This is a genomic window from Streptomyces thermospinosisporus (assembly GCF_039526425.1).
In the GTDB taxonomy this organism is placed as follows: Bacteria; Actinomycetota; Actinomycetes; order Streptomycetales; family Streptomycetaceae; genus Streptomyces; species Streptomyces thermocarboxydovorans.
Genome location: NZ_BAAAIZ010000076.1, coordinates 7,070 through 9,301, shown reverse-complemented (window position 1 = coordinate 9,301; position 2,232 = coordinate 7,070). Strand labels below are relative to the sequence as shown.

Genomic DNA, 2,232 nt, shown 5'->3' with positions numbered 1-2,232 from the left:
GGCGGTCGGGTGCTGCAGGCGGGTGCCGCTGGCGGTCGGGTGCTGCAGGCGGGTGCCGCTCGTGACCGGTACGGCTAGCGGGCGACGCCCAGGCCCGCGTCGTCGACCTCGGGCTTGCCCTCCGCCTTGAGGACCTTGTTGAGCAGGGTCAGGTCGTAGATGCCCTTCAGGTTCGGCTTGTCGAGCAGCCCGGCCTTCACGGCGAAGGACGCCTCGGTCTCCAGCGTGGCGGCCAGCGGGTCGTCGAGGAAGGTGATGGACTTCCACGCCGGGTCGAGGATCTCGGCCGGCAGCGCCTTGCCGCTCAGCTTCTCCAGCGCCTTGTTCGCGGACGCCTTCGCCTTGTCCGGGTTGGCCGCGATCCACTCGTTGGTCTTCACCGAGGCCCGCAGCACGGCCTCGACGACGTCCGGGTGCTCCTTGAGGAACTTCTGCGACACGATGATGTTCGTGATCACGAACTTCTTGTCCGGCCACAGGTCGGCCTCGTCGATCAGCACCTTCGCCCCGCCGGCGACCAGCTTGGACGCGGTCGGCTCCGGCACCCAGGCACCGTCGATGGAGCCCGCCTTGTAGGCGTCCGGCGTCACCTTGTTGTCCGAGCGGACCACGGAGACGTCGCCCTTGCCGCTCTGCGGGTCGACCTTCCAGCCCTGCTCGGCGATCCAGTTGAGGAAGGCGACGTCCTGGGTGTTGCCCAGCTGCGGGGTGGCGATCTTCTTGCCCTTGAGGTCGTCCTCGGACTTGATCCGGTCCGGGTTGACCACCAGCTTCACCCCGCCGGAGGCGGAACCGCCGATGATGCGCAGGTTCTTGCCCTGGGACTTGGTGTAGCCGTTGATCGAGGGGGAGGGGCCGATCCAGCCGATGTCGATGGACCCGGCGTTCAGCGCCTCGATCTCCGAGGGGCCGGCGTTGAAGGTCGACGCCTTGATCCGGGTGCCGCCCAGCTCCTTCTGGAACAGACCCTCCTGCACGCCCACCAGCGCGGTGCCGTGGGTGAGGTTGGGGAAGTAGCCGATCTTCACCTCCTCGGCGGAGAGCTTCTCGGCATCGGCCGCGACGTCCGCCTTGCCGCCGTCGTCCGTGGACTCGGAGCCGTAGCCGCAGGCGGTCAGCAGAAGGGGGAGCGCCGCGGTCACGGCGAGGGCACGAAGGAAGGTGCGCGGTCTTGCGGCAGACACGAGGGTGTCCTCTCAGGAAGGTCGTACAAGGTCGTACAGGGAAACGGGCGCGCGTGCGCAGGCTCGGCGGAGCTGACGCACGAGTCGGCCGGGCGTGCTCTCGGCCGAGCCGGCCGGGTGTGCGCTCTAAAGGCGCGTGTGCGTTCAGCAGACGCGTGTGTTCTCAGAAGGCGCCTGTGCGCTCAGAAGGCGCCTGTGCGTTCAGCAGACGCGTGTGTTCTCAGAAGGCGCCTGTGCGCTCAGAAGGCGCCTGTGCGTTCAGCAGACGCGTGTGTTCTCAGAAGGCGCCTGTGCGTTCAGGAGACGCGTGTGCTCTCAGAAGAGGCGACACAGCGCGGTCGACGTGCGGCCGTAGTCGATGTGGCGTCGCGACGTCAGCAGGGGCAGAGCCGGTGCCTGATGCCGGTGCATGCTCAACGGCTCCGCCTCCCCGGGATCCCTAGTTCTCCTACCTGGCTGGTAGGGATAGTGGCAGAAGAGAGGGCCCGCCCCAAGAGGCTGTCCGCATGGTGGACTTATCTGTTCAGGGATTGATCCATGCGCCGGGAGTGTCCGCGAGCGCCGAGACCTCGGAGGGCAGCGCCCCGGACGCGACGTCCGCCAGCGACACACCCTCGAGGATCTCCCGCACATTGCACCGCAGGGCGATCCACAGGGGGAGCAGCGACTGGGCGGGCCCGGTGTACGACAGGTCGGGCGGGCGCACTCCGCGCACCGAGACCAGCGGTCCGTCCACCACGCGGATGACGTCAGCGATGCTGATCGACTCGGCGGGCCGGGCCAGCCGGTATCCGCCGTTGCCGCCGCGCTGGCTGAGGACGAGACCGCCGCGGCGCATGTCGTTGAGGATGCCTTCGAGGAACTTGTGCGGGATCTCCTGCGCCTCGGCGATCGCCTCGGTCTTCAGGGGCGCGTCCTCCTTGGACGCGGCGAGTTCCAGTGCGGCACGTACCGCGTAGTCCGCTCTGGCTGAGATCCGCATACGGGCATTATCGCAGGCCCCGGCGGCGGTCCGCCGGGGCCGGAGCGCCGGAGCGCCGGAGCGCCG

The 2,232-nt window shown here is 68.7% G+C and carries 2 protein-coding genes; both read right to left on the bottom strand.

Annotated elements, in window-relative coordinates:
- Nucleotides 1-74 precede the first annotated feature (74 nt).
- Nucleotides 75-1,184 (bottom strand): aliphatic sulfonate ABC transporter substrate-binding protein, encoded by a 1,110-nt coding sequence (locus tag ABD207_RS23575; protein ID WP_344015115.1) that lies wholly within the window; start codon nt 1,182-1,184, stop codon nt 75-77.
- A 523-nt stretch (nt 1,185-1,707) separates the two neighbouring features.
- Nucleotides 1,708-2,166, bottom strand: a complete 459-nt coding sequence (locus ABD207_RS23570) for an RrF2 family transcriptional regulator (RefSeq protein WP_344015114.1) — start codon at nt 2,164-2,166, stop codon at nt 1,708-1,710.
- Nucleotides 2,167-2,232: the final 66 nt, after the last annotated feature.